The organism is Niveispirillum sp. FG148 (assembly GCF_057809655.1).
On the sequence record NZ_JBMDKJ010000089.1, the window covers coordinates 1 to 315 of the forward strand.

1 pseudogene is annotated in these 315 nt (G+C 66.0%); it reads right to left on the reverse strand.

From position 1 onward, the window contains the following. A pseudogene (locus ACODTW_RS28320) lies at positions 1 to 277 on the reverse strand (DNA-binding protein); the annotation flags it as partial. Positions 278 to 315: the final 38 nt, after the last annotated feature.

The following is a 315-nucleotide window of genomic DNA, read 5'->3' on the forward strand; positions in this document are numbered from 1 at the left end:
GCAACCATCCCACCGCCGCCATGTCGAGTTGGAGGGCGGCTGCCAACCCGTCGGCATGATGCCGGCTCTCCGGCCCATACTCGCCGGACGATTGCACGGCATGCACCGTCTGGCCGACACAATGGGCGAACAGCGCCGCCCGGCTGTCGGCATCGAAGCCCACCAGCGTATCCCAGAGATCACGCGGGTCCTGGGGCAGTTGCTTCTCCCAGTTTTCATGCCGGGCGTTGATGGCTTTGGCCGGAATGCTGTCCGCCAAGCCCGGAGGTTCCGCCATGAAGCCGGGACTCCGCGCCGTGATCTGCAGGCAGGAAT